The organism is Terriglobales bacterium, assembly GCA_035573675.1.
Classification (GTDB): Bacteria; Acidobacteriota; Terriglobia; order Terriglobales; family Acidobacteriaceae; genus DATMAB01.
Map to the genome: position 1 here is coordinate 75,636 of DATMAB010000025.1, position 6,176 is coordinate 81,811.

Consider the following 6,176-nt stretch of genomic DNA (forward strand, 5'->3'; position numbering starts at 1 on the left):
TCAGGTTGCGCCCGCCTTGGCGTGCATGTCCCCGGCCGGGGTGCAGTTCCAATGATTCAATGACCAACTGATTCAATGATTTAATTAATCCCAAAGCTTCACTCGACCCACTCCCAAAACCCGTCCGCTCCCGCTCTCCTGAACGATAGCGACCGCGCGCAGGTCCTTCGCCTTCCAGTCGCTGGCCGTCGACACTTCAATCTCCGTCTGAAAGTCTTTTCCTCCGTCCAGCTCCGCCACGCGCTTGAGCCAGCGAACTACGGAGGTGTGTGACAGGCGCCGCCCGGAGTTCTCTCCCCGCGACACCGCCACGCTGAGATGGTCCTCGGTGATGGCCAGCAGCAGTATTGCCCTCGCGCCCGCTCTGAGGGTGGGAAGTTCCGTCACGCGCAGCGCCACCCGGGTCTTGCCGTTCGCGCCGGCGGACGTCTCGATCCCGACTTGCGCTTTGCGCTCGCGGCTCGCCCGCACGATGGCCGCCCGGGCCTGCCGCTCGTCGCTGCCCACGAAGTCTTCGCGCCCGTCCACCACCATCTGCGGCGTGTACACCTGGCTCCCGAGCGCCTCCGCATAGCGGCTCTGGCGCTCGCTGTATTGCGCCGAAGAGAACGGGTCCGTCCACCCGATGTAGTTCCAGTAATCCACGTGCTCGGAGAGCACGATCACTTCCGCGCCCGCGACTCTCCCTTCTTCGTTCAGGCGCATCAGCAACGCATCCGCCGGCGGACAGCTCGCGCACCCTTCGGAGGTGAACAGCTCCACCAGCACCGGGCTGCGCGCCTCTCCCGCTGCGGGCTCCGGCTCGGCTATCTCGCTGCTTCTCCCGCTCAACACCGCTACTCCAAGCAAACTTCCCGTGATCAGTAATCCCGCAAGAAATCGCATGATTGACTCCACCTGATTACGATGCCCCAGCCCGCTCCACGATACACCCTTGACTGTACCCGTCTGCGCCCCGCCAATGATTCAACTTTCCCGAAGGTGCCCCATGTCTGCGCCGTGCTTTTCGGCGCAGACGTGGGGATGCTTGGCCGCGAAGCGGCGCTAGACTTGTCGCCCGTCAGCCGTGGGTCAGGTGGGAACCAACCCGGGCCCCGAGGGGCGATAGAGGCTTATACTCGTCTCACCCTCGCCACGCCACGTTCCCGGGGTGCTTTGAATGATCCAATGATTCACTGATTCAATGGTTCAATTCTGCCATTTACAATCCCTCCATGGAGAAGAGCCTTCAGGAAACCTACTCCCCGCGCGGCATCTGTTTCGGCTGCGGTCCGGCCAACGAAAAGGGACTACGCATCCGCAGCTTCGTGGGGGAAAACGCCGGCGAAGTCGTCGCCGAATGGACGCCCGAGCCGCATCACCAGGCCTTCCCGGGGATGCTCAACGGCGGCATCATCGGCGCGCTGCTCGACTGCCACTCCAACTGGACCGCCGCCTGGCACCTCATGCAACGCTCCGGCGCCGCCAGCCCGCCCTGCACCGTCACCGCCGACTACGCCGTCCGCCTGCTGCGCCCCACCCCCGTCGACGGCCCCGTGCGCCTGGTCGCCCGCGTCGTCTCCTCCACCGACGACCGCGCCACCATCGAGGCCGAACTCAGCGCCCAGGGCAAGCCCTGCGCCACCTGCCGCGGCACCTTCGTCGCCGTCAAGCCCGGCCACCCGGCCTACCATCAGTGGTAAGCCGCCCCGTGTTCCAGCATATCGGGAGTGATTGCCGTCATCCTGAGTGAGGGAGGGCTCCCGCACGATTCCTCCAGGGCGGGAAACCCGAGCGAAGGATCTTGGTTTGGAAGGAAACTGCAAAGAGACGCACGACCAATAGTCTGCCTTGGTCAAAGGGATACGTCTTTGACTCTGTCTTCCAACCCGATTAACTGGGCGCCTCGACGCACACGATCCACCGGGCGGGTGGCCCATCCTTCCCGGACGGGTACCGAACCCGAGGGTGCCCCATCCTTTGCGCAGCAAAGGGTGGGCGAGCTAACGTCCGGCCACACCCGCTGGGCGTGCCACCGGCCATGGCTCCACCTGCACGACTCCGCTTTCGCCGTAAGCGTAGCAACGGAAGCTGCTCCAGGGCCACAGGTCGGGCGAGGCCACCAACCCGCGCTTCACTGGATTGCGGTGCATGGAGCGCAGCTTCTCGATGCGCTTTCGCTTGCTCCAGACGTTGAAGTCGTAGAAGCGGCGCTGCCAGAAGTGCTCGCCTTCCGGCCCGCCCTCGTCCCACAACCCTAACTGAGCCTGCGACCTCGCGCGCTCTCGGCCCGCCAGCAGCCGCCGGGCCACGCGCTGCTTCAGCACCTGCATCACCAGCGACAGATCGCCTTGTTCCGGTTCGCTCATCAGCAGGTGAAAGTGTTCGGGCATGACCACGTAGCCCACCACCTGGAAGCGATAGCGTCGCCGGACCTGCTCCAGGATGCGCAGGAACAGGTCGCGTCGTGCAGGTGTGCTCAGCAAGGGACGCCGCCGGTCACAACTGCAGGTGATGAAGTGCAGATGTCCTTCGCCGTAATAGCGCTTCAGCCCCTTGGACACAAGGGAGGAGTACCACGATACGGCGCCCCAGCTGCGACTCGAACGGAATCCGTTCCGCAGGCGGAACAAGGCTTGACCTCATCCCACCCTTTGCTGCGCAAAGGAATGGGGCAGGGGTCGTTCCGGTCCGAGGAGGGTGGGCCACCCGCCCGCTGCCCGCTTAAGGGGCCCTACGTTGTCGGCTGTCAGCCGTCGCCCCGCGAATGTATTCCGGTAGGTCCAATATCGGATATGACTTTCCTTTTCCACCGGATTTCGCAACCGTGATCAAGCCAATGCAAGTTTCTACAGTTTGCTCCCCGAGGAACTGATCCAGAAGGATTGAGACAGCTTTGAGGGCGGCGTCTCGATCTGCTGAAGCCAAGCGGTTGTCAATAATCGTGAGGTGGATTCTATTACTCACCCGATCCTCGTCGGGAATGAACCGCCACTTGTCCGTGGGGAAACTAAGTCTTCGCTCGGGAAGTCGGATCGCCCCAGGTAGTTGTCGCGGTTGTCTAGAGGAATACAGCTCCCAATCAGGAACTTCGGGGGCTCGCAGCAACGCCTGCCGTATCAGCCTTGAGAGCTTGGGGTTTCCCTCTGGACTCAATGTGAGTGAGTACCGCTTCACTTTGCCCGGGCCCATCTCCCACGGCAACTCCGTACTTATTGCATCCAACCGTCGACTAAATTCGTCACTGAGCTCATGGAACCGCTTGGCTTCGTACAACTGAGCCAGCCGCGGAGCGTTTTCTTGAAACCAAGTCCAAAACTCTTGGATTGTCCTGCGTGTCATTTCCCCTCGACTCTCTTCTTGAGCTCCGGCATTTTCTTGGGAGCTACCTCGTTCCGCTTGTTATCTAGATTCTTGACGCCGCCCCGGCGATCGATTTGCTTCTGTTCCTTGTACCGGCCTTCCGCACGCGTCTTATACGTGTCTATAACTCTAGCTTTTCCAGTCCTACCATCATTTCGTGTTGCCATTCTCTGGTCAGTTCCCTGAGTGGTTCTGCCCACATACTCCTGTCTGCTACCTCGCTGAGGTTCAGTCACGTATACCTCGCCCGGCTTGTCTGCGGTGCCTTTGGAAAGATGGTATGTCCCACTTCCTACCGCTGTTAAGCCCTGTGTAATCGCTACGGCACCTACAACATTTGCGCGTACACCCACAACAGCGCCAACTCCGGTGGCATCCAGAGCAAGCCCGCCACCTCTGCTCCCGCACCCAGTCCCACCTCGACTGCGCCTACAACGACTGATGCCGCATCACCCAACGCCTGACCCTTTTGCAAATCACTGTTGCCTCCTCCGATTCGCCCCACACCTCCGAAGAAGTTGCTTCCAAACGCATTTGTGGCACCTAGGAGGAAGTCCCACGCATCGTGGCCATTCGGATCGGTGTAACGCAGCGGGTTGTTGTAGGTGTAGGTGTACTTGTTCAGCGACCGTGGATTGCTGATGTCGGCGTAGGGCAGGGGCGAGTCGGGCAGGGGGTCGTTGGAGCTGAAGGCGTCCACCGGGCCGCCCGTGAACTCATCCGGCGACTGAACCAGCCGTTCTCGTGGTAGTACCGCGCCCCGAAGTTGTAGAGGCCGGTCTCCACGTCCCGCTCCTTGCCGGTGAACTTGTACAGGTTGGGATCGCTGTTGACGATGATGCGCTCGCGCCCGAAGGGATAATAGTCGCTCTCGTCCTTGATGGTCCCGGCCGCGTTGGTGATCACGCTGGCCGAGCCCAGGTGGTCGGAAAAGTAGTAGACCACCGCCCCCGTAGCTGCCGTCCGCCGCGCTACCCGCCGGCCGTTGAAGAACACGTACTCCTCGCGGATGTTGGAGCTCAGGTCGCTCTCCGCCAGCAGCTCCCCGTTCGGCCCGTACCAGTAGGCCGTGTCCACCACCCCGCTGCCCGCCTTGCGCACCCGGTTGCCGTCCGCCAAGTAGGCATAAGTCACGCCCCCGGCCGCCACCAGCCGGTTCTCCGCGTCGTAACGTCCCATTACCTAACCCGTCCCTACTTGTACTCTAGCGGCAGTTTTCTATGCCCCTTCGCTCTCGCTAGGCGGATCAAGACGATCCCGTTGATCAAGAAACCGAAGACGGAGCCTGTTCTAAGAACTTCCTGTTGGCGTTTCAGCCGCGCGCGTTCCTTCTCCATCTCTCTGGCCTGTGCTTCCGACGGGCTTTGGGATTGCTTCATTGATAAGGAACCTAGCTTTGGACTCTCTGGTAGGGGCGGCCGAACCGAACCAATCAAGAAAACCAACTCGAGGGCGAGGCACATGGCGAGAAGCAGCTTCCTCATCATTTTCGGTTCCCCTTCTTTTTCTTTTCTTCTTGCTGTTGCTGCTGTTGTTTTTGCTGCTGTTGTTGTTGCTGCTGATTCTGCTGTTGTTGGTCCTGCTTCGCCGGCTGCGGATTCCACAGCGTGGAGTTGGGATCAGTTCCAGGGTTCGTGTTCTTCACGTAATCAGTGGCACCTTTATCTGTGGCGTTATTCTGGGCTGTCGGGAGCCGTTCCTTCTTAATCTCATTCATTTCCTTCTGTTCTTCTGGGCTGAGCTTCTGGCCAGAAGCTTGCTTCTGTTCAAGCTCCTGTAGTCTGTTCTCGTACACTTTTGCCTCGGCTGCAAATGCGCGTTTCTCGTAGTCCTTAAGGGTCATTTGTCGATTCCAGTAGTCGGCTGCATGCTGCTTCTCATGCGCCCATTCGGCGGCGCAGTATGGGCGGCAGTTATAGACCACTGGTATTCCAAGGAATGTGAAGCCGTCATGGCCGTCCGGATCTACATACCCTAGCGGGTTGTTGTAGGTGTAGGCGTACTTGTTCAGCGACTGCGGATTGCTGATGTCGGCGTAGGGGAGGGGCGAGTCGGGCAGGGGGTCGTTGGAGCTGAAGGCGTCCACCGGGCCGCCCGCGAACTCGTCCGGCTGCAAGAACCGCCCCAGGCTGGACGAATAATGCCGGGCGATGAAGTAATCGAGGCCGGTCTCCGCGTCCCGCTCCTTGCCGGTGAACTTGTAGGCGTTGGGGTCGTTGTTCACGATGATTCGCTCGCCCCCGAACGGGTAGTAGTCGCTCTCCTCCACAATCGTTCCCGCCGCGTTGGTGATCACGCTGGCCGAGCCCAGGTGGTCGGAAAAGTAGTAGACCACCGCCCCCGTAGCTGCCGTCCGCCGCGCCACCCGCCGGCCGTTGAAGAACACGTACTCCTCGCGGATGTTGGAGCTCAGGTCGCTCTCCGCCAGCAGCTCCCCGTTCGGCCCGTACCAGTAGGCGGTGTCCACCACTCCGCTGCCCGCCTTGCGCACCCGGTTGCCGTCGGCCAAGTAGGCATAAGTCACGCCCCCGGCCGCCACCAGCCGGTTCTCCGCGTCGTAGGTCATGACTCCGGCGCCCGCGTTGGTCAGGTTGCCGGCGGCGTCGTAGCTCATGCCGACAAACTGGTTCTTGCTGTTGGCCGTCTGGTCCAGGTTCTCCCCCTGCGGATACCCGGCGCAGGGCGCGGTCGCCAGGCAGGCCAGCTTCTTGTTCAGGTTCCCCCAGAGGTCGTAGACGTAGCTGTTGCCCCACAGGCTCCCCGCCGTCCAGGCATCCTTCACCCGGTTCAGCTCGTCATAGGTGAAGCGCTGGCCCCGGTTCAGATTGCGGTTG

At 61.3% G+C, this 6,176-nt stretch carries 6 protein-coding genes; 1 reads left to right on the forward strand and 5 read right to left on the reverse strand.

All coding sequences use genetic code 11. The features are described 5' to 3' along the window. Positions 1 to 84: 84 nt before the first annotated feature. Positions 85 to 831 (reverse strand): DUF1223 domain-containing protein, encoded by a 747-nt coding sequence (locus VNK82_11360; protein HXE91551.1) that lies wholly within the window; start codon positions 829 to 831, stop codon positions 85 to 87. Positions 832 to 1,214: 383 nt separating this feature from the next. Here VNK82_11360 and VNK82_11365 point away from each other — a divergent pair, with 383 nt between their 5' ends. Next, positions 1,215 to 1,682: a PaaI family thioesterase gene (locus VNK82_11365; GenBank protein ID HXE91552.1), complete on the forward strand. Its 468-nt coding sequence runs from the start codon at positions 1,215 to 1,217 to the stop codon at positions 1,680 to 1,682. 300 nt (positions 1,683 to 1,982) lie between these two features. Here the strand turns inward: VNK82_11365 and VNK82_11370 are convergent, their stop codons facing one another. From VNK82_11370 to VNK82_11385, 4 genes are all read right to left on the reverse strand, one after another. Beyond that, a complete protein-coding gene (locus tag VNK82_11370; GenBank protein ID HXE91553.1) occupies positions 1,983 to 2,543 on the reverse strand; it encodes a transposase in 561 nt (186 codons plus the stop codon). Between the two features lie 1,127 nt (positions 2,544 to 3,670). Continuing rightward, positions 3,671 to 4,042 (reverse strand): hypothetical protein, encoded by a 372-nt coding sequence (locus tag VNK82_11375; protein HXE91554.1) that lies wholly within the window; start codon positions 4,040 to 4,042, stop codon positions 3,671 to 3,673. Further along, positions 3,964 to 4,521 carry an RHS repeat-associated core domain-containing protein gene (locus tag VNK82_11380; GenBank protein ID HXE91555.1) on the reverse strand — a complete coding sequence of 186 codons (558 nt, stop codon included), beginning with the start codon at positions 4,519 to 4,521 and terminating at the stop codon, positions 3,964 to 3,966. Before VNK82_11380 ends, VNK82_11375 begins: the two co-directional genes overlap by 79 nt. 304 nt (positions 4,522 to 4,825) lie before the next feature. After that, positions 4,826 to 6,176: RHS repeat-associated core domain-containing protein (locus VNK82_11385; protein HXE91556.1), on the reverse strand; the 1,351-nt coding region annotated here is incomplete at its 5' end.